Origin of the sequence: Pseudomonas sp. EggHat1, from assembly GCF_014892995.1 — a bacterium.
GTDB lineage: Bacteria > Pseudomonadota > Gammaproteobacteria > Pseudomonadales > Pseudomonadaceae > Aquipseudomonas > Aquipseudomonas chaetocerotis.
In genome coordinates this window covers 34936-61449 of the sequence record NZ_JACKQK010000009.1, presented here as the reverse complement: position 1 = coordinate 61449, position 26514 = coordinate 34936, and the positions used below count along the sequence as shown (strand labels likewise).

At 61.6% G+C, this 26514-nt stretch carries 26 protein-coding genes and 1 tRNA gene; 10 read left to right on the top strand and 17 right to left on the bottom strand.

Going from position 1 to position 26514, the window contains the following annotated elements; translation table 11 throughout:
• Positions 1 to 17: 17 nt before the first annotated feature.
• The gene (locus tag INS93_RS15370) at positions 18 to 440 is read left to right on the top strand and encodes a YybH family protein (protein WP_075751100.1); all 423 of its coding nucleotides are present in this window, start codon (positions 18 to 20) and stop codon (positions 438 to 440) included.
• A gap of 43 nt (positions 441 to 483) precedes the next feature.
• Here INS93_RS15370 and INS93_RS15365 read toward each other — a convergent pair whose 3' ends face one another.
• Complete coding sequence (locus INS93_RS15365) at positions 484 to 1434, bottom strand: helix-turn-helix transcriptional regulator (RefSeq protein WP_192983568.1); 951 nt, start codon at positions 1432 to 1434, stop codon at positions 484 to 486.
• A 190-nt stretch (positions 1435 to 1624) separates the two neighbouring features.
• Between INS93_RS15365 and INS93_RS15360 the strand changes: the two genes are divergently transcribed.
• Together INS93_RS15360 and INS93_RS15355 are read left to right on the top strand one after the other, a co-directional pair.
• The gene (locus tag INS93_RS15360; protein ID WP_192983565.1) at positions 1625 to 2335 is read left to right on the top strand and encodes a glutathione S-transferase family protein; all 711 of its coding nucleotides are present in this window, start codon (positions 1625 to 1627) and stop codon (positions 2333 to 2335) included.
• A 20-nt stretch (positions 2336 to 2355) separates the two neighbouring features.
• Positions 2356 to 2739: a VOC family protein gene (locus INS93_RS15355; RefSeq protein ID WP_192983563.1), complete on the top strand. Its 384-nt coding sequence runs from the start codon at positions 2356 to 2358 to the stop codon at positions 2737 to 2739.
• Positions 2740 to 2746: 7 nt separating this feature from the next.
• Here the strand turns inward: INS93_RS15355 and INS93_RS15350 are convergent, their stop codons facing one another.
• A complete protein-coding gene (locus INS93_RS15350) occupies positions 2747 to 3283 on the bottom strand; it encodes a tetratricopeptide repeat protein (protein ID WP_192983561.1) in 537 nt (178 codons plus the stop codon).
• A gap of 150 nt (positions 3284 to 3433) precedes the next feature.
• Between INS93_RS15350 and INS93_RS15345 the strand changes: the two genes are divergently transcribed.
• Positions 3434 to 4561, top strand: coding sequence for a M14 family metallopeptidase (locus tag INS93_RS15345; RefSeq protein ID WP_192983559.1), 1128 nt, complete (start codon positions 3434 to 3436; stop codon positions 4559 to 4561).
• 236 nt (positions 4562 to 4797) lie between these two features.
• On the opposite strand, the gene INS93_RS15340 is transcribed toward INS93_RS15345, so the two are convergent.
• The gene (locus INS93_RS15340; RefSeq protein WP_192983556.1) at positions 4798 to 6057 is read right to left on the bottom strand and encodes an OprD family porin; all 1260 of its coding nucleotides are present in this window, start codon (positions 6055 to 6057) and stop codon (positions 4798 to 4800) included.
• A gap of 483 nt (positions 6058 to 6540) precedes the next feature.
• Between INS93_RS15340 and INS93_RS15335 the strand changes: the two genes are divergently transcribed.
• Positions 6541 to 6894 carry a 5-carboxymethyl-2-hydroxymuconate Delta-isomerase gene (locus INS93_RS15335; protein ID WP_192983554.1) on the top strand — a complete coding sequence of 118 codons (354 nt, stop codon included), beginning with the start codon at positions 6541 to 6543 and terminating at the stop codon, positions 6892 to 6894.
• Here INS93_RS15335 and soxR read toward each other — a convergent pair.
• Positions 6891 to 7343 (bottom strand): redox-sensitive transcriptional activator SoxR, encoded by a 453-nt coding sequence (gene soxR, locus INS93_RS15330; RefSeq protein WP_420707313.1) that lies wholly within the window; start codon positions 7341 to 7343, stop codon positions 6891 to 6893. The genes INS93_RS15335 and soxR overlap by 4 nt on opposite strands.
• A gap of 84 nt (positions 7344 to 7427) precedes the next feature.
• Between soxR and INS93_RS15325 the strand changes: the two genes are divergently transcribed.
• Positions 7428 to 8006 (top strand): NADPH-dependent FMN reductase, encoded by a 579-nt coding sequence (locus INS93_RS15325; RefSeq protein WP_192983550.1) that lies wholly within the window; start codon positions 7428 to 7430, stop codon positions 8004 to 8006.
• A 529-nt stretch (positions 8007 to 8535) separates the two neighbouring features.
• On the opposite strand, the gene gcvT is transcribed toward INS93_RS15325, so the two are convergent.
• The 5 genes from gcvT to INS93_RS15300 all read right to left on the bottom strand — a co-directional run bounded on the left by gcvT (position 8536) and on the right by INS93_RS15300 (position 16313).
• Positions 8536 to 9660, bottom strand: coding sequence for a glycine cleavage system aminomethyltransferase GcvT (gene gcvT / locus INS93_RS15320; protein ID WP_192983547.1), 1125 nt, complete (start codon positions 9658 to 9660; stop codon positions 8536 to 8538).
• Positions 9661 to 9729: 69 nt separating this feature from the next.
• Positions 9730 to 10983, bottom strand: a complete 1254-nt coding sequence (glyA, locus tag INS93_RS15315; protein WP_192983545.1) for a serine hydroxymethyltransferase — start codon at positions 10981 to 10983, stop codon at positions 9730 to 9732.
• 148 nt (positions 10984 to 11131) lie between these two features.
• On the bottom strand, positions 11132 to 13984 hold the full coding sequence (gcvP, locus tag INS93_RS15310; protein ID WP_192983542.1) for an aminomethyl-transferring glycine dehydrogenase: 2853 nt from the start codon (positions 13982 to 13984) through the stop codon (positions 11132 to 11134).
• A 9-nt stretch (positions 13985 to 13993) separates the two neighbouring features.
• On the bottom strand, positions 13994 to 14377 hold the full coding sequence (gene gcvH / locus INS93_RS15305; RefSeq protein WP_017361715.1) for a glycine cleavage system protein GcvH: 384 nt from the start codon (positions 14375 to 14377) through the stop codon (positions 13994 to 13996).
• Positions 14378 to 14792: 415 nt separating this feature from the next.
• Complete coding sequence (locus tag INS93_RS15300; RefSeq protein WP_192983540.1) at positions 14793 to 16313, bottom strand: sigma-54-dependent transcriptional regulator; 1521 nt, start codon at positions 16311 to 16313, stop codon at positions 14793 to 14795.
• A 73-nt stretch (positions 16314 to 16386) separates the two neighbouring features.
• Between INS93_RS15300 and INS93_RS15295 the strand changes: the two genes are divergently transcribed.
• Positions 16387 to 16584, top strand: coding sequence for a hypothetical protein (locus tag INS93_RS15295; RefSeq protein WP_192983538.1), 198 nt, complete (start codon positions 16387 to 16389; stop codon positions 16582 to 16584).
• Between the two features lie 324 nt (positions 16585 to 16908).
• Here INS93_RS15295 and INS93_RS15290 read toward each other — a convergent pair whose 3' ends face one another.
• The 3 genes from INS93_RS15290 to INS93_RS15280 all read right to left on the bottom strand — a co-directional run bounded on the left by INS93_RS15290 (position 16909) and on the right by INS93_RS15280 (position 19285).
• A complete protein-coding gene (locus INS93_RS15290; RefSeq protein ID WP_192983536.1) occupies positions 16909 to 17607 on the bottom strand; it encodes an endonuclease in 699 nt (232 codons plus the stop codon).
• Between the two features lie 166 nt (positions 17608 to 17773).
• Complete coding sequence (locus INS93_RS15285; protein ID WP_192983534.1) at positions 17774 to 18907, bottom strand: mechanosensitive ion channel family protein; 1134 nt, start codon at positions 18905 to 18907, stop codon at positions 17774 to 17776.
• Between the two features lie 150 nt (positions 18908 to 19057).
• The gene (locus INS93_RS15280) at positions 19058 to 19285 is read right to left on the bottom strand and encodes a hypothetical protein (RefSeq protein ID WP_192983532.1); all 228 of its coding nucleotides are present in this window, start codon (positions 19283 to 19285) and stop codon (positions 19058 to 19060) included.
• Between the two features lie 271 nt (positions 19286 to 19556).
• Between INS93_RS15280 and INS93_RS15275 the strand changes: the two genes are divergently transcribed.
• The 3 genes from INS93_RS15275 (at position 19557) to INS93_RS15265 (ending at position 21688) form a co-directional block, all read left to right on the top strand.
• The gene (locus INS93_RS15275) at positions 19557 to 19916 is read left to right on the top strand and encodes a hypothetical protein (RefSeq protein ID WP_192983530.1); all 360 of its coding nucleotides are present in this window, start codon (positions 19557 to 19559) and stop codon (positions 19914 to 19916) included.
• Between the two features lie 743 nt (positions 19917 to 20659).
• The gene (locus INS93_RS15270; RefSeq protein ID WP_192983527.1) at positions 20660 to 20929 is read left to right on the top strand and encodes a hypothetical protein; all 270 of its coding nucleotides are present in this window, start codon (positions 20660 to 20662) and stop codon (positions 20927 to 20929) included.
• 198 nt (positions 20930 to 21127) lie between these two features.
• A complete protein-coding gene (locus INS93_RS15265; RefSeq protein ID WP_192983525.1) occupies positions 21128 to 21688 on the top strand; it encodes a hypothetical protein in 561 nt (186 codons plus the stop codon).
• A 188-nt stretch (positions 21689 to 21876) separates the two neighbouring features.
• On the opposite strand, the gene INS93_RS15260 is transcribed toward INS93_RS15265, so the two are convergent.
• The 5 genes from INS93_RS15260 to INS93_RS15240 form a co-directional block, all read right to left on the bottom strand.
• Positions 21877 to 21950 (bottom strand) — tRNA-Gly (locus INS93_RS15260).
• An 85-nt stretch (positions 21951 to 22035) separates the two neighbouring features.
• Positions 22036 to 22923: an alpha/beta fold hydrolase gene (locus tag INS93_RS15255; protein ID WP_192983522.1), complete on the bottom strand. Its 888-nt coding sequence runs from the start codon at positions 22921 to 22923 to the stop codon at positions 22036 to 22038.
• 395 nt (positions 22924 to 23318) lie between these two features.
• Complete coding sequence (locus INS93_RS15250) at positions 23319 to 24011, bottom strand: pseudouridine synthase (protein WP_192983519.1); 693 nt, start codon at positions 24009 to 24011, stop codon at positions 23319 to 23321.
• 3 nt (positions 24012 to 24014) lie between these two features.
• Positions 24015 to 24218 carry a cysteine-rich CWC family protein gene (locus INS93_RS15245; protein ID WP_160020593.1) on the bottom strand — a complete coding sequence of 68 codons (204 nt, stop codon included), beginning with the start codon at positions 24216 to 24218 and terminating at the stop codon, positions 24015 to 24017.
• Positions 24218 to 25684, bottom strand: coding sequence for a sensor domain-containing diguanylate cyclase (locus INS93_RS15240; protein WP_192983516.1), 1467 nt, complete (start codon positions 25682 to 25684; stop codon positions 24218 to 24220). Before INS93_RS15240 ends, INS93_RS15245 begins: the two co-directional genes overlap by 1 nt.
• Between the last annotated feature and the right edge of the window lie 830 nt (positions 25685 to 26514).

Here is a 26514-nt window from a genome sequence, read left to right as displayed (position 1 = left end):
CAGCGAAGGAGAACGACATGAGTCAGCACGAACTGCAAGATGCCCTTAACGACTGGACCGAAGCCTGCCGCAGCAAGGACGTGGCGCGCATCATGAGTCACTACGTCGAGGACGTGGTGTCCTACGATGCCATCGGCCCTTTGCGTTTTCAGGGGCGCCCGGCGTACCAGGCGCATTGGCAGGCCTGCATGGAGATGTGCAGCGGCCCGGGGATGTTCGAACCGCACGAGCCGACCTTCACCGCCAGCGGCGATCTGGGCGTGACCCATTACCTGCTGCATTGCGGCGGCGCCAATGAAAAGGGCGAGCTGGAGACCTGCTGGATGCGCGTGACCCAGTGCCTGCGCCGCCAGGGCGGTCGCTGGCTGATCTTCCACGAGCATTTCTCTGCCCCGAGCGACATGGAAAGCGGCAAGGCGCTGTTCGATCTGCAGCCCTAGCGAGCAGGGGCTGCGCGATTGTCTGGTGCGTACCAGACCATCCTTAGCGCGCGACCAGTTCCAGCATGCGTTGCGCCTGCTGGCGTACGGCCTCACGCAACTCGACCGGCTGTTCGATGGTGAAGTCGAAGGACAGGCGCAGCAGCAGGCGAGCGAACCAGGTCGGGCTGTCGGTGCTGGTGGTCAGGCGCACGCTGTTGCCTTCGGGCATCAGCAGACCGGCGTTGCTCCCAAGTTCGGCGATGGCACCGGCGAGGTCGGTGTGCAGCTGGATACTCACCGGGTAGGCCCGTGGCAGGGTAGCGATGCTGGTATTGAGGTGGGCGGCGGCGTCGAAGGCTTCCGGCCGCTCGAAGTGGCTCTCCAGGGCGCGCACTTCGCGCAGGCGATCCAGGCGGAAAGAACGCACCGCCTGGCGTAGGTGGCAGTAGCCGCTCAGGTACCAGAAGCCCTGGCGGAACACCAAACCGTAGGGATCGACCTCGCGCTCGCTGCATTGGCCCTGATCGCTGCAATAGCTCACCCGCACCTGACGGCGCGCCTCGGCGGCGGCGGCGAGTTCGGCCAGCAGTTGCTGGTCGCCATTGGCGCGGCTGCGCGGCAGATCCAGAATGGCGCTCTGGCTCAGGGCGCGCACCCGCTGCTGCAGCCCCTTGGGCATGACCCGCTCCAGCTTGGCGCGGGCACTGGCCACCGCCACGGCGGTTTCTGCCAGGCCCAGATTGGCCGTCGCCAACAGGCCCAGCGCCACCGCCTGAGCTTCCTCAGCCGTGAACATCAAGGGCGGCAGCTTGAAACCGGCCACCAGGCGATAACCACCGTGCCGGCCGCGCTCGCTGGTCACCGGAATCCCCAGGTCTTCCAGGTGGCGGATGTAACGGCGCAGCGTGCGGCCGTCCACCTCAAGGCGCTCGGCCAGTTCGCGGCCGCTGAGCTGGCCATGGCTTTGCAGCAGCTCCAGCAGGGCGAGCACGCGGGTGGTGGGGCTGTTCATGGGGATCGCAGGCTCCGTAGGGGGCGCTGTGCGCACCGGTCAACCCCCTGACTGTCTTGCTGCGCGTGCACTCAACAAAAACAGCGCTAGGTGATTTTATTAGGGCGGAATATAGCCTAATTGGCTCTTAGTCTGGAGGTAGGTCGACGCTAAAGGCGTGTCGGCCACCTGCAGACAAGGAGCAACTTTTATGCAACCGATACTGTTCTACGGCGTTCCGCAAGGCTGTTCGTTCGGCTCGATCGTAGCCCTCGAGTGGCTCGGCCAACCTTATCGCCTGTGCCGGGTCGAGATGCTCGAGCAACCCTGGGACCCGCTTTTCGAGCGGATCAACCCGCTCTATCAGACGCCTGCGCTGCTGCTGGAGAACGGCGAGTTCCTGAGCGAGAGCCTGGCCATTCTCCTGAACCTGGCGGCGCGGTCGGTGGAGACGCCGCTGGGCCCACGCCAGGGCAGCGACGAATTCGATGCACTCAACCAGATGCTGTCCTACCTGGTGACCGACTTTTTCTCCGCCTTCAACCCGCTGTGGCTGGCTTATGAAAAGGCTGAGCTGGACGAGCCGCAGCGCAAGCTGTTGCGCAGCCTCGGCGCAGAACAGGTGAAGGCGGGCTGTCGCTATCTCGATCGGTTGCTCAGCGAGCGTGACTGGCTGCTGGGCCAGCGACGCAGTCTGGCGGATGCCTACCTGAGCGGTGTCGGCCGCTGGGTCGACTACCACCAGTTGTTCGATCTGCGACACGACTACCCGCATCTGGCCCGCCACCTGGCTCGGCTCGCCAACGATCCAGCGGCGCGTTTCGCTCATGCGATCGAGCAGGGCATAACGGTTGAGGGCGCTGGCGGCTTCCTCGGCCATGTGGGCTTCCAACAACTGCGCGAAGGGTTGTGCGCAGCCTGAAAACCTATGGTGAGGTTTCGATGATCGACCATCTTTGTATCACCGTGGCCAACTTTCGCCGCAGTCGCGCCTGGTATCAGGCGGCCCTGGCGCCTTTGGGCTACGAGCTGAAATACGACGGCGAGCATGGCGCGGGGTTGGCCGCCGGCTTCGGTCCGCAGGCCGAGGAGCAGGCCGTGCTTTACCTGCTCAGTTCCGCCCCCGGACGTGGTCAGTGTGAGCCGCTGACGCATTTTTGCCTGCGTGCCGACAGCCAGGCGACAGTGCAAGCCTTCCATGCCGCGGCGTTGCAGGCCGGTGGCGAAGACAATGGCCAGCCCGGCCTGCGCAAAGAATATGGCTACTACGCCGCCTTCGTGCTTGACCCCGATGGCTACAACGTCGAGGTGGCCTGTTACGTCTGAACCTTCGTCACTGCTGGCCCAGCGCCATGCAGGACGGCTCGTAGTTCTGCTGGCAGGCGCTCTGGTACAGGCGCTGGGCCTGGTCGGGATCGCGCGATACGCCACCTTCGCCGCGACGGTAGAGATTGCCCAGCACATGCTGCGCCATCGGGTTGCCCGCAGCGGCTGACTGGTTGAGGTACTTGAGCATGTCACGCTGGTTGGCGAACTCAGGGGCGTCACGCCCGGTATAGAGGTAGGCCAGGCTGACCGCAGCCATGGCGTGGCCCTTGTCTGCGGCCTGCTTCCACCAATATTCGGCCTGCTTGAGGTTCTTCTCCGGCTGACCGACGAAGTAGCTGCTACCGAGCTGGAACTGGCTTTCCAGATCACCGCGTTGGGCTTGTTGGCGCAGCTGATCCTGCTCGGTCTGGGTGACGGGCTGTTCGACGTGCGGCTGTTTTTCCGGTGCGACGGAGTCGGCTTCCCGCCCGGCGCAGCCCGCCAGCAGCGCGAGGGCGAGCAGGGCGGTGATGGCGTGAAGCGGGCTGATCGGGCTGGGCATGGCAGTGACTCCGTAGGCAAGAAACAGGGCAAGTCGCTATTAGGCCTGCCTCGCTCACCTTAGTTCGCTCTGATCCGTCTGTGCAGTGTCGACTTCACACTCGCGTCCTGAACTGCAATCCTGAGCGCTGATTTCGCTTACGAGGTAGTCATGAAGATCAGCGCGGATTTCGACAGTGGCAACATTCAGGTCATCGACGCCAGTGACCCGCAGCGCGTACTGCTGGCCATGCGGCCGGACCTCAACAGCCATCATTTCCAGTGGTTTCACTTTCAGGTCGATGATCTGCAACCTGGCCAGCGTTATGGATTTTGTCTGACCAATGCCGGGCAGTCGGCCTACAACCGTGCCTGGGACGGTTACCAGGCTGTGGCCAGTTACGATCAGCAGGACTGGTTTCGCGTGCCCACCCGTTATCAGGATGGTCAACTGCACTTCGAGTTGCAGGCCGAGCACGAGGGCATCTGGTTCGCCTATTTCGAGCCCTACCCGCGAGCGCGGCATGAACGCCTGATTGCCAACGCGCTGGAGCGCGGCGCCGAGCTGGTGGCCAGCGGCAGAAGTCTGGAAGGCCGTGATATCCAGTTGCTGCGTATCGGTTGCCAGGCTGGCGCTGCGCGCAAACTGTGGATCATCGCCCAGCAGCATCCGGGTGAGCATATGGCCGAGTGGTTCATGGAGGGGCTGATCGAGCGTTTACAGGATCCACAGGATGCCGAGATCGCCGCGCTGTTGGCCGAGGCCGAGTTCTATCTGGTGCCGAACATGAACCCGGACGGTGCCTATCGCGGTCATCTGCGTACCAACCATGCCGGGCAGGACCTCAATCGCGCCTGGCAGTCAGCCAGCTCCGAGCGTAGCCCCGAGGTGTTGTTCGTGCTGCAGCACATGCAGCGCATCGGCGTCGATCTGTTCCTCGATATTCATGGCGACGAAGAAATCCCTCACGTGTTCACCGCCGGTTGCGAGGGTAATCCGGGCTATACCCCACGGCTGGCTGCGCTGGAAGAGGAGTTCCGTAGCCGCCTGGTTGGTATTGGCGCCGAGTTCCAGACCCGTTTCGGTTATCCGCGTGACGAGCCGGGCAAGGCCAACCTGACCCTGGCCTGCAACGCCGTGGGCCAGGCCTTCGATTGCCTGTCGTTCACCATCGAGATGCCGTTCAAGGACCACGACGACAGCCCACAGCCGCGCACCGCCTGGAATGGCGCACGCTCGCAGAAGCTGGGGCAGGATGTGTTGACCGTGCTGGCGCAGATGGTCGCGACCTTGAGGTAGGGTGCCATGTGTTCCGCATCATCGATGCGCATGACAGGTAGGGTGGATCACGCTTCACCGATCCACCGCTCTGGTGGATGTAAAGAGCGACATCCACCCTACGTTTTCCCAAGGCAAGCTGCCTGTGCGGTCGGGGAGAGGCAGCCATTTTCCAGGTAAAAAAAGCCCGTCACGAGGACGGGCATAAAGTGCCGTTAACACACAGGAGTCAATAGGACGCAGTGATGCGTCCGGTATTACAGAATCGACAGCGGGTAGTTGATGATCAGACGGTTCTCGTGCAGATCCTGGCCAACGTCACGGCGGACGTCGGAGTTACGCCAGCGAACGTTCAGGTTCTTCAGGGTGCCTTCCTGAATGGTGTAGGCCAGTTCGGTTTCACGACTCCATTCTTCGGCATCGGTACGGCCGCCGGCATGGATATTGGAGCCGCTGGTGTAGCGGTTCATCAGGGTCAGGCCCGGGATGCCGAGGCCGGCGAAGTTGTAGTCATGACGCAACTGCCAGGAACGCTCCTCGGGGCTGTCGAACGCCGACAGGAAACCGTCGTTGACCAGCGAGCCGCCACTGGCGCCGTCGATACGCAGGAACTTGGTGTCACCGCTCAGTCGCTGGTAGGTGACCTGGAAGGTGTTGTTGCCTCTCTTGGCCGACAGAGCACCTTGATACACCTTGTTGTCCAGGTCGCCGGCCTTGGCCGCGCCTTCGTCCTTGCCGTTGAAGTAGCCGAGGTTGGCGCCCAGTACCCAGTCACCGACAGGCTGGCTGTGGGTCAACTGCAGGAAGCTCTGCTGATAAACGTCTTCCAGGCGAGCGTGCCAGGCGCCGACCATGGTGTTGTTGCCGTTGAAACGGAACTCACCACCACCGAAGTTGAAGTCATCGCCTTCTACGCCGTTGAACGACATGTCTTCACGGCTGGCATCGTTGCGCTGGCTGTTCTTCCAGAACTGGCCGCCGTACAGGGTCAGGCCATCGATCTCGCTGGAGGTCAGCTGGGCACCCTGGAAGGTTTGCGGCAGCGAACGACCGTCGTCAGCACGCAGGATCGGCAGCACGGCGAACCATTCGCCGACCTTCAGTTCGGTCTTGGAAATCTTGGCCTTGGCAGCTACGGCGGTGCGGCCGAACTGGTCGGCGGCCTGGCCATCATCGTGGATCGGCATCAGTTGGGTGTTGGCGGCGCCACGGTTGCCGTCCAGCTTGATGCTGTACAGACCGAGCACATCGAGGCCAAAGCCGACAGTGCCCTGAGTGAAACCGGAGCGGGCATCGAGGATGAAGTTCTGCGTCCAGCCTTCGGCCTGGCCCTGGCGCTCGCCACGGATCACCGGATCGGTACCGTTCAGGTAGTTACGGTTGAAGTAGTAGTTGCGCAGGCCGAGGGTGACCTTGGCGTCTTCGACGAAGCCGGCAGCGTGCGTGGTGGTCGGCATAACCAGGGCCAGAGCCGTGCTGCCGAGCAGGGCCAATGGAATGATGTTGCGTGCGGTCATTGTTGTTGTGCTCCCAGTTTTTGAACGAACCATCCCCTGCCGGTCTGCATCAGGACCTGCATGATGGGAATGTTGTGTTTGCCCCGTAGAGGGCGATAGCCCGGCCGAACGCGGCCGGTCATTGCTGGTGGCTGACGTCAGCCTCCGGCGAATCCGGTTCTATGGCGTGTGGCGGCGATGGGTGCCGAGCAGGCGAGGGGCTGCTGCGCTGAGGGAGAGGCGAGGATAGTCATGTCATGGCCCTGATTCTTGTTGTTATCGTTGTTATATGTCGTCATACAACTTGCTGGATTATCGACAGCCTTTTTATTGCTTGTCAACGTATGGCTAGACGAAAGTCTGAGGAGGTTTTCCCCGTATAGCGCTGCTATTGACGATGCCATGGGCTTTCAGCGCGGTTCCGTGCAGAGCCGGTAAACCATCTGGTATCGAATTTGTTGTGTGATAACGTATGACAAATTCACTTACGTCTAGGGTTTATCCATGCCGCATTGCCTGATCGAAGCCGCCCGCGAGGTGAGTGAGCTGATTGCACCGCAGGAGCTGGTGCAGCTGGTGCATGACCAGGCAGCTGAGGCGGGGCTGTTCCAGCCCGGCGAGGTCAAGGTGCGCCTGAGCCTGTACGAGCACCACTGCGTGGGTGGCGAGCCGGGGTTGTTCGTGCACCTGATCTTCTACGTGCTGGCCGGGCGCAGCGATGACGACAAGCGGGCGCTGTCGCGACGTATCGTGCGCGCACTGGTCGAGCGCCTGCCGCAGGTGCCGGCGATCTCCCTGGACGTGCGCGACATTTGCCGCGAGGTGTTCAGCAACAGGCGCAACTGCCTGGACGATTAATCCGTCTCCAGCAGACGTGCCCCTGCGCCCTGTTCACCGAGTTCGTCGCTGGGGTTGCGCAGTGGGCAGTCCTGCATCGACAGACAACCGCAACCGATACAGCCGGTGAGCTGGTCGCGTAGCCGCGTCATTTGCTCGATGCGTGCGTCCAGGTCGTGCTGCCACTGCGCTGACAGTCGCTGCCAGTCCGCAGCCGTGGGGATGTGGTCGCAAGGCAGCGTGCTCAGCGCCAAACCGATATCTGCCAGGGGAATACCCAGGCGCTGCGCCACCTTGATGAGCGCTACGCGGCGCAGCACATCGCGCCGATAACGTCGCTGATTACCGGCATTGCGTTGGCTGTGGATCAAACCCTTGGCTTCGTAGAAATGCAGTGTGGAAACCGTCACGCCGCTGCGCTCGGCTACCTGGCCGACGCTCAACGGACGCTCGTGAAAAGCGCGGTGCATGTCCATGAGAAATTCCTGTTGACCTCAAGTTAAGTTGAGGTTTTACCCTCGCTGGCCTTGATAGACAACACCGAGGGCAATTCCATGCAGGACCGCATTCGACTGGTACTGATTTACGGCAGCGTGCGTGAAGAGCGCTTCTGCGACCAGGTGGTGGCCTGGGCGCGTGAGCAGATCGAGCAGCGCAGCGAATTCGAGCTGAGCCTGGTCGATCCGGCCGTGATGTTTCGCCAGCCTGGCGAGGCGCAGGCGCTTGCTGAACGCCGGCATCAATCGCTGCAGCAGTTGCTGCGTGCCGATGCCTTTCTGATCGTCACACCGGAGTACAACCACGGCTATCCGGCGGCGCTCAAGCAGTTCATCGACGAGGTGCCGGCGTCCTGGGAGGCGCGGCCGGTGGGATTCGTCAGTTATGGCGGGGTGTCCGGCGGGTTGCGCGCGGTGGAGCAACTGCGCCAGGTGCTGGCAGAGCTGCACGCGATGACGGTGCGTGGCTCGGTGAGCTTCACCAATGCCTGGGAACAGTTCGATGACCAGGGCCAACTGAGTGAACCACGACGGGCCAACTCGGCGTTGGCGCATACGCTGGTGCAACTGAACTGGTGGGCACAGACACTACGCGCCGGGCGCGAGCGGGTGCCCTATGAGCGGATCAGGGGGTAGAAACGCCGTAGCCCGGATGCAATCCGGGAGCTTTTGAGGGCATCCCCGGATTTCATCCGGGCTACGGAGCCGTCATCCGTAGGGCGGGTACAACCCGCCAGGGCTATGTGGCGGGGTTCACCGGCCCTACGAACTGCGTGCCGGACGCGAGCGGGTGCCCTATGAGCGGATCAGAGGGTAGAAACGACGTAGCCCGGATGCAATCCTGGAGCTTTTGAGGGCCTCCCCGGATTGCATCCGGGCTACGGAGCCGTCATCCGTAGGGCGGGTACAACCCGCCAGGGCTATGTGGCGGGTTTCACCGGCCCTACGAACTGCGTGCCGGACGCGAGCGGGTGCCCTATGAGCGGATCAGAGGATAGAAACGCCGTAGCCCGGATGCAATCCGGGAGCTTTTGAGGGCATCCCCGGATTTCATCCGGGCTACTAAGCAGTGACCTGTAGGGCGGGTGCAACCCGCCAGGACTATGTGGCGGGTTTCACCGGCCCTACGCCATTGTCCTTTCCCATGAGCGGGAAAGTGAGTGAATCAGCCGCGGTAGTAGCGCTGCGGCACGAACGGGGTCTTGGCGACTTTCATCGCCACGCGCTTGCCGCGCACCACGGCCCAGACGTCGCTGTCGATGGCGGTGTGGCTGGCGTTGACGTAACCCATGGCCACCGGCGCGCCGAGGGTCGGGCCGAAGCCGCCGCTGCACACCTGGCCGATCACGGTGCCGTCGGCATCGACGATTTCCGCGCCTTCACGCACCGGTACACGCTCCTGCGGCAGCAGGCCGACACGCTTGCGCGCCACGCCTTTCTGCTGTTGCTCGAACACGCGCTCGGCGCCCGGGAAGTTGCCGGCACGCTCGCCATCGGCACGGCGCACCTTGGACATGGCCCACAGCAGGCTGGCTTCGATCGGCGTGGTGGCGCTGCTCATGTCGTGGCCGTACAGGCACAGGCCGGCTTCCAGGCGCAGCGAGTCACGCGCCCCCAGGCCGATGGCCTCGACTTCCACTTCGGCCAGCAGGCTGCGCGCCAGGGCTTCGGCCTGATCGACGGCGACGGAAATCTCGAAACCGTCTTCGCCGGTGTAGCCGCTGCGGCTGACGATGCACTCGCTGCCCAGCAGGCGCACACGGGCAACCTGCATGAAGGTCATCTTGCTCACTTCCGGCGCCAGGCGGGCCAGCACGTCGACCGCTTTCGGGCCTTGCAGGGCGAGCAGGGCGCGTTCTTCGAACAGGCACTCGATCTGGCACTGCTCGCCGATGTGTTTCTTCAGGTGGGCCAGGTCCTGATCCTTGCAGGCGGCGTTGACCACCACGTACAGGGTGTCGTCGCCCAGGTTGGCGACCATCAGGTCGTCGAGGATGCCGCCCTGAGCATCGGTGAACATGGCGTAACGCTGCATGCCCACCGGCAGGTCGATGATGTCCACCGGCACCAGGGTTTCCAGAGCGCGCGCAGCGTGCTCGCCACGCAGCAGGATCTGGCCCATGTGCGAGACGTCGAACAGGCCGGCGGCGTCGCGGGTGTGCAGGTGCTCCTTCATCACGCCCAGCGGGTACTGCACGGGCATGTCATAGCCGGCGAAGGGCACCATGCGCGCGCCGAGTTCGAGGTGCAGGGCGTGCAGCGGAGTCTTGGCGAGAGTTTCAGTGGTCATGTCGATTTCCTGTTGGGTGCGCCGCGCGCACCGGTTGGGGCCGCCGCGCGGCCCGTGGTCAGTCGGGTATCAGTCAGCGTAGACCGGGAAGGTGGCGCACAGGTCTGCGACCTGGCCGCGCACGCGCTCGATCACGGCCGGGTTTTCCAGGTCGTCGAGGATGTCGCAGATCCAGCCAGCCAAGGTGCGGCATTCGCCTTCCTTGAAGCCGCGAGTGGTCACCGCCGGAGTGCCGATACGGATGCCGGAGGTAACGAACGGCGACTGCGGGTCGTTCGGCACGGCGTTCTTGTTGACGGTGATGTGGGCATCGCCAAGAGCTGCGTCAGCCGCCTTGCCGGTCAGGCCCTGCTTGACCAGGCTGATCAGCATCAGGTGGTTGTCGGTGCCGCCGGAGACCACGTCATAGCCGCGCTCGACGAACACTGCCGCCATGGCGCGGGCGTTGTCGATCACCTGCTGCTGGTAGGTCTTGAAGCCCGGCTCCAGCGCTTCCTTGAAGCACACAGCCTTGGCCGCGATCACATGCATCAGCGGGCCGCCCTGGGCGCCGGGGAACACGGCGGAGTTGAGCTTCTTCTCGATCTCTTCGTTCTTGCGCGCGAGGATCAGGCCGCCACGCGGACCGCGCAGGGTCTTGTGCGTGGTGGTGGTGACCACATCGGCGAACGGCACCGGGTTGGGGTACAGACCGGCCGCGACCAGACCAGCGACATGGGCCATGTCGACGAACAGCAGCGCCCCGACCTTATCGGCAATGGCGCGGAAACGGGGGAAGTCCAGCACGCGCGAGTAAGCCGAGAAACCGGCGACGATCATCTTCGGCTTGTGCTCGATGGCCAGGCGCTCGACCTCGTCGTAATCGATCAGGCCGTTCTCGTCGATGCCGTACTGCACGGCGTTGTAAAGCTTGCCCGAGGACGACACCTTGGCGCCGTGGGTCAGGTGGCCGCCATGGGCCAGGCTCATGCCTAGGATGGTGTCGCCCGCGTTCAGCAGTGCGAGGTACACGGCGCTGTTGGCCGAGGAGCCGGAGTGCGGCTGGACGTTGGCGTAGTCGGCGCCGAACAGCTGCTTGGCGCGCTCGATGGCCAGCGCCTCGACCTTGTCCACATGCTCGCAGCCACCGTAGTAGCGCTTGCCCGGATAGCCTTCGGCGTACTTGTTGGTCAGGCCACTGCCTTGCGCCTGCATCACGCGCTGGCTGCAGTAGTTTTCCGATGCGATCAGCTCGATATGGTCTTCCTGGCGCTGTTCTTCGGCCTGGATCGCCGCAAGCAGGGCATCGTCATAGCCTTGCAGTTGGTCGTGCTTGCTGAACATGGTGAGGCCCTCTTTATCGTTTTTCTCGGGATGCAGTCGGCCCGCCCCGGTGAGGGGAGCCGAAAGGAATCGGGGTGGATGTAGCCCGGATGCAATCCGGGGAAGCTGTTGAGAGCTCCCGGATTTCATCCGGGCTACGGGCTGGCGCTTACGCGTCCTGATACGCCTCGATGGACGGGCAGGCGCAGACCAGGTTGCGGTCGCCGTAGACGTTGTCCACGCGGCCAACCGGCGGCCAGTACTTGGCCTCGATCAGCGTCGCCAGCGGGTACACGGCCTGCTCGCGGCTGTAGGCGTGGTGCCATTCGCCAACCAGTTCCAGGGCGGTGTGCGGGGCGTTCTTCAGCGGGTTGTCGTCCTTGTCCAGACGGCCTTGCTCGACCGCGCGGATTTCTTCGCGGATGGCGATCATGGCGTCGCAGAAGCGATCCAGCTCTTCCTTGGACTCGCTCTCGGTCGGCTCGATCATCAGGGTGCCGGCAACCGGGAAAGACATGGTCGGAGCATGGAAGCCGAAGTCGATCAGGCGCTTGGCCACGTCGTCGACGCTGATGCCGCTGCTGTCCTTGAGCGGACGGATGTCGAGGATGCACTCGTGCGCCACCAGGCCGCCTTCGCCGGAGTAAAGCACCGGGTAGTGCTCTTCCAGACGACGGGCGATGTAGTTGGCGTTGAGAATGGCCATCTGCGACGCGCGCTTGAGGCCGTTGCCGCCCATCATGGTGATGTACATCCAGGTGATCGGCAGGATGCTGGCGCTGCCGAACGGTGCGGCGCTGACCGCCCCGATCTTGCGTGCCATGTGCGCATGGCCCGGCAGGAACGGCGCCAGGTGCGACTTGACGCCGATCGGGCCGACGCCCGGGCCGCCACCGCCGTGCGGGATACAGAAGGTCTTGTGCAGGTTGAGGTGCGACACGTCGCCACCAAACTGACCCGGGGCGCACAGACCGACCATGGCGTTCATGTTGGCGCCGTCGATGTAAACCTGGCCGCCGTTGTCGTGGATGATCTGGCAGATCTCGCGAATACCTTCCTCGAACACACCGTGGGTGGACGGGTAGGTGATCATGATCGCGGCCAGGCGATCCTTGTGCTCTTCGGCCTTGGCCTTCAGATCGGCGATGTCGACGTTGCCGCGTGCATCACAGGCGGTCACTACCACGCGCATACCGGCCATGGAGGCGGTCGCCGGGTTGGTGCCGTGGGCCGATTGCGGGATCAGGCAGATGTCGCGCTGATCGTCGCCACGGCTAAGGTGGTAGGCGCGGATGGCCAGCAGACCTGCGTATTCGCCCTGGGAACCGGCGTTGGGCTGCAGCGACACGGCGTCGTAGCCGGTGGCGGCGCAGAGCATGGCTTCTAGCTCAGTGGTCAGCTGGGTGTAACCTGCGGCCTGCTCGACCGGAGCGAACGGGTGCAGGTTGCCGAATTCCGGCCAGGTGACCGGGATCATCTCGCTGGCGGCGTTGAGCTTCATGGTGCAGGAGCCCAGCGGGATCATGCTGCGATCCAGGGCCAGGTCCTTGTCAGCCAGCTTGCGCAGGTAGCGCATCAGCTCGGTTTCGCTGTGGTAGCGGTTGAACACTTCGTGGCTGAGGATCGGCGACTGACGCAGCAGGTTCTGCGGCAGGCGGCTGGCGATCTGCGCGGCCAGGTCGCTGACGGCAGGGGCAGCCTGGTCAGCGGCGAAGAGGTTCAGCAGCGCCTCGACGGCGGCCTGGTCGGTGGTTTCGTCCAGCGACAGACCCAGACGCTCGGCGTCGATCTCGCGCAGGTTGATGCCGGCAGCACGGGCCTTGGCATGCAGTTCGGCGGTCTTGGCGCCGGTCTTGATGCTCAGGGTGTCGAAGAAGTGCTGCTGCTCGACGCTGTGGCCCAGCTTGGTCAGGCCCAGGGCGAGAATGGCGGTGAAGCTGTGGATGCGCTGCGCGATCTCGGTCAGGCCTTTCGGGCCGTGGTACACGGCGTACATGCTGGCGATGTTGGCCAGCAGCACCTGAGCGGTACAGATGTTACTGGTGGCCTTCTCGCGGCGGATGTGCTGCTCGCGGGTCTGCATGGCCAGGCGCAGGGCCGGCTTGCCGAAACGGTCCACCGACATGCCGACCAGGCGGCCCGGCATGTCGCGCTTGAACGCGTCGCGGGTGGCGAAGTAGGCGGCGTGTGGGCCACCGAAGCCCAGCGGAACACCGAAGCGCTGGGCGCTGCCCAGGGCGACGTCGGCGCCGAATTCGCCCGGCGGGGTGAGCAGGGTCAGGGCCAGCAGGTCGGCGGCGACGGCCACCAGGGCATTGGCGGCGTGGAAGCGCTCGACCAGCGCGCGGTAATCGAAGATGTCACCGTTGCTCGCCGGGTACTGCAGCAGCGCGCCGAAGTAGGCGCTGGCGTCAGTGATGGCGGCTTCGTCGCCGACTTCGATGTCGATGCCCAGCGGCTCGGCACGGGTGCGCAGCACGTCGAGGGTCTGCGGGTGGCAGTGCTGGGAAACGAAGAAGGTGTTGGCAGCCTTGTTCTTCGACAGACGCTTGCAGAAGGTCATGGCCTCGGCGGCAGCGGTGGCTTCGTCGAGCAGCGATGCGTTGGCGATCTGCATGCCGGTGAGGTCGCTGATCAGGGTCTGGAAGTTCAGCAGCGCTTCCAGTCGGCCCTGGGAAATCTCCGGCTGGTACGGGGTGTAGGCGGTGTACCAGGCCGGGTTTTCCAGCAGGTTGCGCAGGATCGGGCTCGGCGTGTGGGTGCCGTAGTAACCCTGGCCGATGAAGTTCTTGAACTGCAGGTTCTTGGCGGCGATGGCCTTGATCTTGGCCAGGGCGTCGGCTTCCGAGAGGCCTGGCTGCTCGCCGAGGATGCTGGTGCCCTTGATGCTCTCGGGAATCACGGCACCGGTCAGCGCGTCGACCGAGTCATAGCCGAGCAGTTCGAGCATGGCGGCGGTGTCGGCATCGCGCGGGCCGATGTGGCGGGCGATGAATTCGTTCTGGGTATCGAGCTTGGTCATGGCGGTCACTCAGGCGTCGGCGTTGGCGTTCAACAGACGATCATAGCCGGCCTTGTCCAGCAGGTCGGCCAGCACGGCGTTGTCGGCCAGGCGCATGCGGAAGAACCAGGCCTTGTCCAGCGGCGACTCGTTGACCAGCTCCGGGCTGCCTTCCAGGTCGGCGTTGATTTCGACGATCTCACCGTCCAGCGGCATGACGATGTTGCTGGCGGCCTTGACCGACTCCAGCACCGCTACTTCCTCGCCCTGGGCGTAGGACTTGGCTTCCGGCAGTTGCACATACACCACGTCGCCGAGCGCGTCCTGGGCGTAATGGGTGATGCCGACGGTAACCAGACCATCGTTGTCCAGACGCAGCCATTCGTGATCGGCGGTGAAACGCAACTCGCTCATGTCAAATCCTCAGGGGGTAATGGTGTCCGCTTCTAGGTGGCGGGCAGGTTGCGGAAGCGTTTGCAATGCCGGTGCCAAAGTAAAAATATTCAATAAAATCAAGGTCTTAATAATATTTTAAGGGCTTGTATACAGTCCTCTGGAACGATATCGCTACGAATTCAGGCGTCGCAAATGGAAAAGTCGAAGTCGCAGCAGACAGGGCGCGGCTTTCGCTCGTTTGTTGCTGAATCGTTACGGTGGAATGATATCGATACGTTGGCCGGCTGAAACCGCTCGAGCTCGGTAATGGTGCGCCGCGTAACCCACCGGGCGGTCTTCCGCGTTGCGCCGATGGTGGGTTACGGCGCATCGGACCCTGTGGGATTTTTCGTATTCAAGACAGGCGCCTAACCCACCCTATTGGGCGAGTGCGTCAGTGCTTGCCCGGAATCCCGTACTTGCGCAGGCGCTTGGCGATGGCGGTGTGCGAGGTGCCGAGGCGGGTGGCCAACTGGCGGCTGGACGGGTGGCTGTCGTAGAGCTTTTCCAGCAGCGCCTTCTCGTACTCGTCCATGGCCTGCTCCAGGCTGGCGACTTCCCCTTGCACCTTCGGCGCCACTTCGGTGCCGGCGATATCCAGGTCGTCCATCTCCACCCAGTTGCTGTCGCAGATCGCGGCGGCGCGGAAGATCACGTTCTGCAACTGGCGCACGTTGCCCGGCCAGCGCCCCGCCAGCAGCGCCGGGAAGGTCGCCGGTGCCAGGCGGCAGGGCAGGCGCTGGATCTGCGCGCAAGCCTGGGCCATGAAGTGTTGGGCCAGCAGCAGGATGTCCTGGCCACGCTCGCGCAGCGGCGGCACTTCCAGGTTGAGCACGTTGAGGCGGTAGAACAGGTCTTCGCGGAAGCTGCCTTCGGCGACCATCTTTTCCAGATCACGGTGGGTGGCGCTGAGGATGCGCACGTCCACCTTCACCTCGCGGTCGCCACCGACGCGGCGGAAGCTGCCGTCGCTGAGAAAACGCAGCAGCTTGGCCTGCAGATAGGGCGACATCTCGCCGATCTCGTCGAGGAACACCGTGCCCTGGTTGGCCAGCTCCAGTAGCCCCGGCTTGCCGCCACGCTGAGCACCGGTAAAGGCGCCGGGGGCGTAGCCGAACAGCTCGCTCTCGGCCAGATTCTCCGGCAGGGCGGCACAGTTCAGCGCCAGGAACGGTGCGGTACGGCGCACGCTGACGGTATGGCAGGCGCGCGCCACCAGCTCTTTGCCGGTACCGGTTTCGCCGTGGATCAGCAGCGGCGCATCGAGCGATGCCACACGCAGCGCGCGGGCCTTGAGCGCGCGGATCGGCGCGGACTCGCCAAGCAGCGAGTCGAAGCCCTCGGCATGATCATGATGCAGCGCGGCCAGACGCTGGCCCATGCGGCTCGGTGCATAAAGGGTGAGCAAGCCGCCGGTCAGGCGACCGTCTTCGGTGATCGGCTGGGCGTCGAGCAGCAGCGGCTGGCCGGCGAAATGCACTTCGCGCAGCGGCTGATGAAAACCGGCGGCGAGCAGCGATTGCTGCAGCGCATCATCGGCGAACAGCGCGGCGATGCTCAGGCCTTCGGGCGTGCGGCCACAGATATCCACCAGCGCCGGGTTGGCCAGCAGCACAGTGGCGCGGTCATCCACCGCCAGCACCGGGTCGGGCATGGCCGCCAGCAGCGCATCGAGCTGCAGGCGTCTGCGCTGGCCGGGCAGAATGTCCACCACCTCGACGCTCTGCACGCCATGCACCTGCAGCAACGCGCCGCGCAGCTCCTCGAGCACGGCGGCGCTCAGCGTCGGTGCGTCGATATAGACGTTTGGCGGTACCATCTCCACCGCATCGAGGTTCAGATTGCGCCCGCCCAGCAGCGCCAGGACTTCCTGGGTGATACCGACGCGGTCGATGAAGCTGACGTGGATGCGCATTGATGACGGTCGAAATGGGCGAACAGGCGGCGATTATGCCTGCTCTGCTCGATATGAGGAAAAGGACAACCGCGTGAGTACAGAAAAACCGAGCCGCGCCGACTACCACCGCGAGCACCAGGCCCGCGCCGAAGCCGAGGCGCAGCGCCTGCTGGCGCGCAGGAGCGAGCTGCAAGGGCGCTGGCTGCCCTGGGTGGCGCAGGAGCTGTACCAGCTCAGCCCACCGGAGTTCGCCAACATGGTGCGCCGCGAGTTGCAGCGGTTGGCGTAGCCCGGATGCAATCCGGGGACTGTTTGGAACATGCCAAAGCTGTCGCGGCTGAAGCCCCTCCCACAAGTCTCCCGCATCTGTGGGAGGGGCTTCAGCCGCGACCCTTGGTATCCTGCGACTCAAGCGCGCTTGCGCCCGCAGCGAGTAGGGCGTACTCGGCTTTGGCTTCCTGCGTCGCTCTACCTCCTGCATCCATGCAGTCGTCGCGAAGCAGTACGCCGTTGGGGGGCGTAATGGGCGTGGGTTGTAGTGCCGGACTCGGCATGGCTCGGCGGACTGTTCGCTTCGCTCCTGAGTCCGCCCTACGCACTGGTGTGTCGCGCCCTACGCACGCTTGCGCGCACAGCGGCTCATATCCACCTTGCCCACATAGGGGTTGCCCCAACCCATCACGCAGGCCACCTGCTGGTTGCGCTGCCGCTCCCAGGCCTTGGCCGGGTAGGCCTTGCTCCAGGCTTCGTAGAGCTGCCGGTCCTGCTTCGACAGGCGCAGCTTGTAACGGTCGGACATGTAGAAATAGGTGCGCGCGATCATCCCGCGAATGGCCGGGCGCGGCATCACCTTGCGCGCCTTGAAGTCCACCACCGTTTCGCACTTGCCATATTGATGCGGCTTCTGCGGCAGCCAGGCGAAGGCGTAGTTGCTGCGGTCGCCATTCACCTCGCCGATGCTCGGCACCAGGTTGTGCAGGTCGGCCTCGGCCTTGCGAAACTGCGCATCGTTGGCCGCGCAGTGCTTGCGCCCGCCTTTCTGCCAGCACTGGCGCTGATGGCCGATCACCCAGGCCGGGACGATATGTTCCCACTCGATGCGCTGGGCGCGATTGGCGTTCTTGCGTGGCGTGTAACCACAGGAGCGCAGATCGACCCGATTGCCGCTGTACTTGCAGCCGCAATAGAACTCGGTGGATTGCTGCTCATACAGCGGCCAGGCCAGGCGCTTGGCCTCGGCGAAAGTGGCGGGTGCGGCGTGCAGGGAAAGGGCTGTGAAACAGCAGAGCAGGGGCAGTAGGCGTCGAATCATGGGGCGGCAGAGTAGCCGTCACCGCTGTCGATGTGAAGACAGAAATTTCAGGTTTTTCAAATGCTTGCGTGATGGCTAGAGGCCTTTATTGCGGGCTGGTTGGTACATGGACTGCTGCTCAGTCCGTCAGCCTGCAAGCAGCACTGGCGACCTCCCGCCCTTGCAATCAGCTGAACCTCGGCAAGCGCTGATCCGAGTCGTTGCCTTCGCTCTGGGCCGGTTGCGGCAGGCCTGCGACCTTGAGCACCGGCATCCTCTCGCCCACCAGGCGCAGATCGCGGCGGGGCAGGGCGAAGCGCACATCCAGCTCGCGCAGGGCATCGAGCAACTCCAGGTTGATCTCCTGCTGAGTGTCCATGTACTGGTTGTAGTCCGAGGTCAGCACGATATAGACCACCTCGAAGGTCAGCTGGCTTTCATCGAAACCGAGAAAATGCGCGCGGTCGAAGCGGGTCTTGGGCGTGGCGCGGATGATATCGCCGACCTTCTCCGATACCTGGCGCACCTTGTCGCTGGGCGTGTCGTAGTTGATGCCGAACTTGAAGACGATACGGCGCGTGTCCATGCGCTTGTAGTTGTGCACGACCTGGCGCAGCAGGTCGGCGTTGGCGCACACCACCTGCTCACCGCTGAGGCTGCGAATGCGCGTGGTCTTCAGACCGATATGCTCGATGGTCCCGGCCACCTCGCCGAACACCACGAAGTCACCGATCTCGAACGGCTTGTCGACGCCAATCGACAGCGAGGCGAACACATCGCTGAGCACCGTCTGCACCGCCAGCGCCACGGCGATACCGCCGACACCGAGGCTGGCCACCAGCGCGGTGATATCCACCCCCAGGTTGGCCAGGATCGACAGCAGCATCACCGACCACACCACGATCAGAATCATGATGCTGATGATGGTGGTCATCACCGGGTTGTAACTGCCACCGTTCTTGCCCATCACCAGGCTGCGCGACCACAGGCGCACGCCGGTATCGACCCACAGCGCTACCTGCAGGGCCAGGGCGACGAACCAGGTATGGCTCAGCGCGCTTTGCCAGGCGAGCGGCAAGTCCGCCAGACGCAACGCCAACAGCAGGGAAAACGCCAGCAGCAATAGGCGGCTAGTGCGGCCGATGACCATGGCGATGAAGTGTGACCAACTGCGCTCCCGATCCGCCGATCCGGCCTTCAGGCGCTTGTGCAGGGTGTTCACCAGAGTACGCAGCACGCTGTAGATCAGCGCCGTGGCGACCAGGACAATCGCCACGTTGAGCCAGACATCGCGTTCAAGCCAGATATTCCACTGTTCCATCGCCGGGGGCCTCCAGAAAAAGACATATAGGGTTCTGGTGGCGTTGAGGGGCAGAAGTTCCGGGGAAATGGGTGGCGCGCTGCTGAGTGCAGCGCTCATTCAGGTAGTGGGATTACACGAAGAGGGAGAGCCAGCAATGGCATCGAAAGCTCACTGCTGTTTTGCCGAAGCGCTGGATTGTTGTACGCGCTTCGCCAGAGGCTCCAGCGACCAGAAAAACAGGAGCAACATCGTGGTGGCGAGATGGCTCAGTGCTTCCGAAAACTCGCCACGCCACAGATAAAGCGTAAACAGGGAGCCGCTGTAGAGAGTGAATGCCAGCAGGACCACGCGGCACAGCTGGATGCTGCGTTTGGTGAAGAACTTGTGGTTGTTCATTAGTGAATTCCTTTTCGCGGGGTGAAGCCGCTAACGCGAGGATACTGTTATCGATGGCCGGAATCGAACCCTTTCCGGCGCCTTGCTGTGATCCGCAATTCTCGGCTTTCCTAGCCTTGCAGCCTGCCCACGGCGGCATTTTCCCGCTATCTCTTGCAGTGTCTTCGACACTTTTTCGACACAGCGGCTAGACATGATTGGCAGCTATGGCTAGCTTCCGAGCATCAGCTTGTCGTTTTTGCGACGGCAATTTTTTCAGGCTTAGGCATTCATGTACCGCATACCCCAAGATTTAGACCTATCAGGGATTGTTGGTGAGTTCACAACGCAAGTATTGGTTGGTCAGTTCGACATTCAATTTCGCTTTGGAGAATACCATTTTGCGATTCAGTCAGATATTTATCTTGTTCGGTGCGGCGAGGTCATTGGGGGTTGGCAGTCGGGTGCTTGGCCATCACAGCAGTTTTTTGAAGTTATGAACGTTAACGTAGTTGCATGCCAAATGTTGGATGAAAGAGAAGTGGTTATCCATCTGGAAAATGGTATTGAAATTCATCTTCGGGATGATTCAGATAAATTTGAATGTATGCAGATTTATGTCGATGGAGAACAAAGTCCGTACATAATATAAAGGCATTGGTTGGTTAAGGTGTTTATTTTGTTTTGAAATTGGTTGTTTTGGGGTCTCTTCTTTTTGTGTGTATTGCGGTATTTGGTTGAATGCAAATAAAAGAGCGGGGTGGTATGTGGATTTTGTTATAGATTTTATTTTTAGCGTGTTTTTTATCGTATAGGGATTTGGGTTCTAAGAGTTTTGACCTTTGGTAGGTTTCCAGAGGGAAATAGCTATCTGAAGTTTATTCCTGTTATTGTTGGTTTTTTCTGTGTTTGTATTTTTATTGTTCTTGCATTTATCGGGGGTTCTGAGATGTGGCGTATTTTGAGTTTGCTACGATAAATGGCGTGATTTGCTAGGTTGAATGATGAGTTTTTATTCCTTGTCTAGACGATAAATGATATGCCCTTTTTGCTTTTTCAATTGCTTGGCGGAGAAAATAAATGTGTCCCCTTTTCTGCGTAATAAGGGAAACGCGCTAATGCCTCAGTATTCGGGTGGGCCATATCGTTTTAGAACGTGGCTGAGAGGTTATCTGCCCTGGATGTTAATTGATTGGGGTATTGCCGCTAAAGGCTCCGATTGCGAGCAAGCCGGAGGCTCTCATGAGTGGTATAACATCGATGGTAAGGAAAGTGGTTGTTATCACTGCCAAGTCATACGTGAAGGTCAGCTTTGGCATCTAGGAGGTAGTCAGTAGGTTAGTTATATAGAGTGAGGACTGCGCCAATATTTATTGCGAACGGCAGGAGCCTGTTATGTCTGTGCAGATCATTCAAGCATTTCTTAATCGTGAGCCAATTACAGGTGTGAACTTTGAGCATGATGATTTTGTACTTGTCTTAAGCGGCACCCATGCGGGCAATAAAGGTTCGTTAGTTTCTCTTGTGTCTCTCGCGCCAGAACCAATCTTTATTCTAGAGTTAGAGTCCGGCTTCGATATAGAAATAAAACAATCGCAGATAGCGCATGCAATCTCCTCGAAAAGGGGACAGATTTATTTTCAGGCTGATTGCGCTGCGCCATAAATAAATCTGTCCCCTTTTCCCAAGGCTTCTTCGGCTATCTTCGTCGTAGGCCGGGCTGGCTTGGCTTAGATTCGGGGTGGTCTTTCTGCGTATCAGTCATCAGTGAATAAATCCGCTCTCTTTCTATTTGCTATTAGGATCTACATGTCGGGCTGTTATCTCTGTTCATCTCATAACTTTCGGCATGCAAGGTGAAATATGGACAAATTTTTAGCTCAAATATATTTAGCCCAATCTAAGCAGGAGTGCGAAAGATGTTTTTATTCGATAGGGATAATGAATGCAATAATTCAAGGAGAGCTAGAAGGCGATTTTTTCCAGTACGCTCTTGATCTGATTCATCATGCCTCTGCCGTTTCTCGTATATTTTGGCCTCCCGGTGGAAGGAATAAGCAAAGTAGTAAGCGGGCTCTTCGTAGAGGCCAGGCTCTTAGGGATATGCTTCAGCTTCAAAATGGTCATGCTGTTCAAAATCGCTCTCTGCGCGACCACTTTGAGCACTTCGATGAGCGACTAGATGATTGGGCAGAAAACAGTAAATATAGAAATATTGTACATCGCCTTTTTGGTCCCCGAGCGGCTATAGGTGGTAATGCTATTCAGGACTCAGACATTCTTCATCACTTTGATCCGGCAACAAATATATTCGGATTCAGGGGGGAGTACTATGATATTCAAGATCTAGCTGTGGGGCTTGAAGATATTTATAAAAAAACTGTAGCTAAAATTGCAGAGCTTGAGGCTGATAAGGCATGGTAGCGGGCAAACCGGGAGAAAGGGGGCAGATTTATTTTGAATAAGGGGACAGATTTATTTTCCCGCCTAGCGCCTTTTCTATTTGATCGCAAAGCGCCATCTTTCCCGGCTCAAACCCTTGCGGTCAAGCCCTTCAAACGCCAGAAACGAAAAAGCCCCGTCAGTGATGACGGGGCTTTTTCTTGGCTGTCTGGAGCGGGTGATGGGAATCGAACCCACGGCTCTAGCTTGGGAAGCTAGGGTATTACCATTATACGACACCCGCAGCGGGTGCCTTTATACCGGAACTCGGCGGGGAAATGAAGGGTGAACCGGCGCTTGTCGTGCAGCCGGTTCGCCTCTGGGCCGGTTCATACCGCCATGGCCTGCAGTTCCTGCAGTTCGCCGCGCGTCGGCAGTTGCAGGCGTTTGCTGGGGGCGTTGAAGAAGTCCAGCAGTACGCGTTGGCTTTGCAGCCAGGCGGCCTTGTGTTCCATGTCGAGGAAGTGACCGGCATCGTCGATCACGGCGAACTGGGCGTGGTCGATGTGCTGGGCGAACAGGCAGGCGTCTTCGACTGAGGTGTATTCGTCACGGTCGCCGTTGACGAATATCAGCGGGATGTCGATGGCCTGCAGGCATTCCTTGCCGCAGTTCGCTTCCATGCTCAGCACCTGCTTGATATGCGCGTACATCTGCCGGTATTCGTGCTCATCCAGGGTGCTGATGTGTTTGTGGTTGAAGCGCTTGAACAGCGACGGCAGGTGCTTGCCGATGGTGCTGTTGACCAGCAGGGCGATGTTGTCGCGATCTACCGAACCGAGGAAACGCAGGCCCTTGTGCAGGTAGTCGAGCATCGGCACGTTGAGGATCGGCGAGAAGGAGCAGATGGCGGCCTTCTCCAGCGTCGCCGGGCGTTGGGCCAGGGCGAGCATGGAGGCGACACCGCCCCAGGAGAAGGACATCAGGTAGTTGGCACCATAGTGGTCGATCAGGTGCAGCAGGATCGCCGCTTCGTCTTCCTTGCTGATGGGCGTGAAGTCGCTGTTGTAAGGCTTCGACTGGCCGGCATAGGGCAGGTCGAAGGCCACTACGTTGAACTGCGGCTGCAGATATTTGATCGTTTGCGCGAACGAGGCGGTGGTCGCCAGAGAGCCATTGACCAGGATGATGGTCTTGCTTGCTGCCGGATTGCCGTAGAACTCCGTGTGTACCTTGTGCTTCCTGTTGATCTCGACGACTGCGGTTTCTGGCCTCATGTCGTTTCCTCCTGGCGCAAGTGTGTCAAGGCGAGCGGGTGGCCGTTCGCATTTGATTGAGCAGTCAGAAAAGCGCCTGAGCGTGACAGCATGATGTCAGGCTGGAGATTTTTATAAATATAGGAATTTCAAGCAGTTAGGATCGAAACAGGCGAGCGCTCCAGACCTCTTTCAAGGCCGTGGAGAGAGCGGTGTTACCAGGCAGGAATCCAGTCGGCGCAGGGCGCCAGCAACTGAAAGAACGTATAGCTGTCTCGTAGTGACTGGTTGGTCATCTCAAGACTTATGGTTCGATTCAAGCAGTTACCTTGCAGCCACGCAAGGGTGAGTCACATCTTTGTAGCCGATTGGTGCTGCCGTTGGTCGGGTAGTCAGATTCTGGGGCAGGATGACGATCAAACGCTGGCGATTTCCGCATCGGTCAGTGCGCGGTATTGGCCGGGGGCGAGCTGTGGGTCGAGGATGATTTCGCCCATGCTTTCGCGGTGCAGGGCGACGACGCGATTGCGGAAGTGGCCGAACATGCGCTTGACCTGGTGGTAGCGGCCTTCGAACAGGGTCAGCCGGGCTTCGTGGCTGCTCAGTACGTCGAGCTGGGCGGGCAGGGTGGTGAGGTCTTCGAAGGCGAAGTACAGGCCCTGGGCGAAGACCTCGGCGTACTCGGCGGTGATCGGCTGCTCGGTGGTGACGTGGTAGACCTTGGGCTTGCGCTGCTGCGGCTGGGTGATGCGCCGCGACCAGCGCCCGTCGTTGGTGATCAGCAGCAGGCCGCTGGTGTTCAGGTCGAGGCGCCCGGCCAGGTGCAGGTCGTGCTTGTCCGGCTCGTCGAGCAGATCGAGCACGGTACGGTGCTCGTCGTGCTCGGTGGCGCTGACCACGCCGACCGGTTTGTGCAGCATCCAGTAGCGCGCGCTACGTCCGGCTTGCAGCAGTTCGTCGTCCAGTTCGACGCGCTGGAAGTCGCGGACCTCATGGCGTGGGTCGTGGACGACCGCGCCGTCCACACGCAGGCGACCGGCGCTGATCAGCAGGCGACTGTCCTGGCGACTGAAACGAGGGAAGTTGCTGAGGAAGCGATCCAGGCGCATGGCTCAATCGCGCTCGCGGGGCTCAGTGGCTTTCAGCGCCCCAGCGCAGGCCGGGCACAGACAGGCTTGGTCACGTTGCTCGGGCGTCAGGCGCTGCAGCGCGGCCGGGTCGATCTGCGCGTCGAAGCACCAGCAGGGTTCGTCACGCCCGGCGGCGACGCTGCACTGGTTGCTCTTGCCGCATAGCGGGCAGTGTTGAGTGTCCATCAGAGATCGAGGCACACGCGGTCGCGCCCGGCCTGCTTGGCACGGTACAACGCGCGGTCGGTGCGGCCGAGCAGGGTGTGCAGGCTCTCGCCGGCTTGCCACTGGCTGAGGCCCAGGCTGACGGTGACCTGCAGGCTATGCCCTTCGACTTCATGGCGTTGTTCGGCGCATTGATGGCGCAGTTTCTCGGCCAGGTCGTGGGCGGCCTGGCGGTCGGTGTTCTTCAGCAGCAGGATGAATTCCTCGCCACCCCAGCGGCAGATAATGTCGGCCTGGCGCAGCGTGCCGCGTAGTTGCTGGGCGAAGTCGTGCAACACCTGGTCGCCGGCGAGATGGCCGTGCTCGTCGTTGATCAGTTTGAAGTTGTCGAGGTCCAGCAGCACGGCGCACAGCGGGCTGCTGTCGCGCTGCGCCTCCTGCAGCGCCTGTTCGGCGAGGATGTCGAAGCCGCGGCGGTTGGGCAGATCGGTGAGGCTGTCGGTGGTGGCCAGAGCGGCGATGCGCCGCTGGTAGCGACGAATCGCCAGGCTCACCAGGGTCAGCACGATGGCGGTGACCAACAGGCACAACAGCAGGTTGATGTAGAGCCCCTGACGGATGCCGGCCAGGGCCTTGTCCTGCTTGTCGACGAACAGGTACCACTCCAGTTCGGGGATGTAGCGAACGTTGAGGAAGTGCTCGCGGCCCTGCTCCTGGTATTCGAACTGGCCACTCTGTGGCGTGGGCAGTTTTTCCATCAGGCCTTCGAGGCTGGGCACGTCGGCCAGTGAATCGCCGACCTGGGCGCCCATCGGTCCGCCTTGGGCGCCGGTGAGGGTAATGCGCCCGGTGGTATCGACGAAGTAGACGCTGCGTTCGTAGCGCGCCTGATATTCGTCGATCAGCTTGACCACGGCATCGACAGCCAGGCCGACGCCGGTGGCGCCAATGAAGCTGCCGTCGTAGTCGAGCACCTTGTAGTTGATGAAGATGGTCAGGCGGTCGGCGTTGGCCATGTCGACGTCGACGTTGATCTCGTAGGGCTCCTCGAGGCCGCGCACGCGGTAGTACCAGACGTCACGCGGCTCGTCCGGCTTGACCTGCTTGAGTACGCCCTTGGCCTGGTAGTAGGTGCTGGTCCTGTCGGAGACGAAGAAGCTGGTGAAGGCGCCGTAATGCTCCTGCACTTCGCGCAGGTAGCGGGTCATCTGCCCGTTGTCCTGTTCGCCGGCCAGCACCCAGTCACGCAGGAAGGTGTCGCGGGCCATCATCGAGGAGATGAGGATGGGGCGCACCAGGTCCTTCTGGATTTCCGAATAGACGGTATCGGAGGTCAGCGGCAGCTCGGTGTTGATGATGTGGTCGCGAATCGAGTCGCGCGAGGCGTAGTAGCTCAGCAGCGAAGTCGTGAGAAAGCCGCTACCGAGCAGGAACAGGAGCAGTAATACCAACGAGGTTTGCGTGTGCCGTTTGGGGCGCAGGGACATGGGTGAATCCGGGAGCGGGCTAGTGGCGTGATGCTAGCTTGTCGGGAGGGGATAGCGCCAGTTGTGATCATGATCGGCGCTGTTATGGGGTGTGGATGAAAGTTGGGGTAGTGCCAATCCGGCAAGGCGAGCAAAGCAGCCTTGCGTAGGAGCCTCGCCCCGGGGCGAAGCTTTGAGCGTGCGCGTCAGGCAGGTTCGCGGCTGAAGCCGCTCCTACAGGTTTGGTGCGGCGAACGGCGTGTGGTCGGTTTCCCGGATTGCATCCGGGCTACGGGGTTGGTCAGGGCCCGTGGGAGGCGCTTCAGCGGCGAGCTTTTCAGGCTTCTTCCAGCACCACCACGCGCTGCCTTGCTCGGGCGGACGCTGTCGCGGCTAAAGCCCCTCCCACAAGGGTTGGTCAGGGCCCGTGGGAGGCGCTTGCGCGGCGAGTTTTTCAGGCTTCTTCCAGCACCACCACGTGCTGCCTTGCTCGGGCGGACGCTGTCGCGGCTGAAGCCCCTCCCACAAGGGCTGGTCAGGTTCTGTGGGAGGCGCTTCAGCGGCGAGTTTTTCAGGCTTCTTCCAGCATCACCACGCGCTGCCTTGCTCGGGCGGGCGCTGTCGCGGCTGAAGCCCCTCCCACAAGGGTTGGTCAGGGCCCGTGGGAGGCGCTTCAGCGGCGAGTTTTTCAGGCTTCTTCCAGCATCACCACGCGCTGCCTTGCTCGGGCGGACGCTGTCGCGGCTAAAGCCCCTCCCACAAGGGTTGGTCAGGGCCCGTGGGAGGCGCTTCAGCGGCGAGCTTTTCAGGCTTCTTCCAGCACCACCACGCGCTGCCTTGCTCGGGCGGGC

Excerpts from the sequence above, each read along its gene's own strand:
- soxR (WP_420707313.1), bottom strand. The coding sequence starts at position 7,343 with ATGCACCGCGCTTTTCACGAGCGTCCGTTGAGCGTCGGCCAGGTAGCC.
- INS93_RS15370 (WP_075751100.1), top strand. The coding sequence starts at position 18 with ATGAGTCAGCACGAACTGCAAGATGCCCTTAACGACTGGACCGAAGCC.
- INS93_RS15270 (WP_192983527.1), top strand. The coding sequence starts at position 20,660 with ATGTCTGTGCAGATCATTCAAGCATTTCTTAATCGTGAGCCAATTACA.
- INS93_RS15340 (WP_192983556.1), bottom strand. The coding sequence starts at position 6,057 with ATGACCGCACGCAACATCATTCCATTGGCCCTGCTCGGCAGCACGGCT.
- INS93_RS15355 (WP_192983563.1), top strand. The coding sequence starts at position 2,356 with ATGATCGACCATCTTTGTATCACCGTGGCCAACTTTCGCCGCAGTCGC.
- gcvT (WP_192983547.1), bottom strand. The coding sequence starts at position 9,660 with ATGACCACTGAAACTCTCGCCAAGACTCCGCTGCACGCCCTGCACCTC.
- INS93_RS15325 (WP_192983550.1), top strand. The coding sequence starts at position 7,428 with ATGCAGGACCGCATTCGACTGGTACTGATTTACGGCAGCGTGCGTGAA.
- INS93_RS15240 (WP_192983516.1), bottom strand. The coding sequence starts at position 25,684 with ATGTCCCTGCGCCCCAAACGGCACACGCAAACCTCGTTGGTATTACTG.
- INS93_RS15300 (WP_192983540.1), bottom strand. The coding sequence starts at position 16,313 with ATGCGCATCCACGTCAGCTTCATCGACCGCGTCGGTATCACCCAGGAA.
- INS93_RS15250 (WP_192983519.1), bottom strand. The coding sequence starts at position 24,011 with ATGCGCCTGGATCGCTTCCTCAGCAACTTCCCTCGTTTCAGTCGCCAG.
- INS93_RS15255 (WP_192983522.1), bottom strand. The coding sequence starts at position 22,923 with ATGAGGCCAGAAACCGCAGTCGTCGAGATCAACAGGAAGCACAAGGTA.
- gcvH (WP_017361715.1), bottom strand. The coding sequence starts at position 14,377 with ATGAGCGAGTTGCGTTTCACCGCCGATCACGAATGGCTGCGTCTGGAC.
- INS93_RS15275 (WP_192983530.1), top strand. The coding sequence starts at position 19,557 with ATGTACCGCATACCCCAAGATTTAGACCTATCAGGGATTGTTGGTGAG.
- INS93_RS15285 (WP_192983534.1), bottom strand. The coding sequence starts at position 18,907 with ATGGAACAGTGGAATATCTGGCTTGAACGCGATGTCTGGCTCAACGTG.
- gcvP (WP_192983542.1), bottom strand. The coding sequence starts at position 13,984 with ATGACCAAGCTCGATACCCAGAACGAATTCATCGCCCGCCACATCGGC.
- INS93_RS15290 (WP_192983536.1), bottom strand. The coding sequence starts at position 17,607 with ATGATTCGACGCCTACTGCCCCTGCTCTGCTGTTTCACAGCCCTTTCC.
- INS93_RS15350 (WP_192983561.1), bottom strand. The coding sequence starts at position 3,283 with ATGCCCAGCCCGATCAGCCCGCTTCACGCCATCACCGCCCTGCTCGCC.
- INS93_RS15245 (WP_160020593.1), bottom strand. The coding sequence starts at position 24,218 with ATGGACACTCAACACTGCCCGCTATGCGGCAAGAGCAACCAGTGCAGC.
- INS93_RS15335 (WP_192983554.1), top strand. The coding sequence starts at position 6,541 with ATGCCGCATTGCCTGATCGAAGCCGCCCGCGAGGTGAGTGAGCTGATT.
- INS93_RS15345 (WP_192983559.1), top strand. The coding sequence starts at position 3,434 with ATGAAGATCAGCGCGGATTTCGACAGTGGCAACATTCAGGTCATCGAC.
- INS93_RS15360 (WP_192983565.1), top strand. The coding sequence starts at position 1,625 with ATGCAACCGATACTGTTCTACGGCGTTCCGCAAGGCTGTTCGTTCGGC.
- glyA (WP_192983545.1), bottom strand. The coding sequence starts at position 10,983 with ATGTTCAGCAAGCACGACCAACTGCAAGGCTATGACGATGCCCTGCTT.
- INS93_RS15280 (WP_192983532.1), bottom strand. The coding sequence starts at position 19,285 with ATGAACAACCACAAGTTCTTCACCAAACGCAGCATCCAGCTGTGCCGC.
- INS93_RS15365 (WP_192983568.1), bottom strand. The coding sequence starts at position 1,434 with ATGAACAGCCCCACCACCCGCGTGCTCGCCCTGCTGGAGCTGCTGCAA.
- INS93_RS15265 (WP_192983525.1), top strand. The coding sequence starts at position 21,128 with ATGGACAAATTTTTAGCTCAAATATATTTAGCCCAATCTAAGCAGGAG.